At 64.3% G+C, this 244-nt stretch carries 1 pseudogene; it reads right to left on the bottom strand.

Features of this window, described 5'->3' with window-relative positions:
- Positions 1-17: 17 nt before the first annotated feature.
- A pseudogene (locus G8O24_RS44945) lies at positions 18-244 on the bottom strand (hypothetical protein); the annotation flags it as partial.

The raw sequence follows: 244 nt of genomic DNA on the forward strand, positions 1-244 counted from the left end.
TCCGAGCGCCCGCTCGATCAGCCGAGATCGGCGGCCGCGATCCAGAACACCTCGCCTTCGGAGTCTTCCGTGTCGAGCCAGAGCAGGGGCAGTTCCGGAAAGGCCTCGTCGACCAGCTCGCGGCCGCCGATCTCGGCTGATCGAGCGGGCGCTCGGAACAAGTCAAATTCCGCCACGTTCATCCCCCGATGAATGTCTCGCTTTCGGAGGATGTGCACATGCTCGCGCCATCGGGCGAATTGCT

It is taken from the genome of Bradyrhizobium campsiandrae (assembly GCF_014529705.1).
In the GTDB taxonomy this organism is placed as follows: domain Bacteria; phylum Pseudomonadota; class Alphaproteobacteria; order Rhizobiales; family Xanthobacteraceae; genus Bradyrhizobium; species Bradyrhizobium campsiandrae.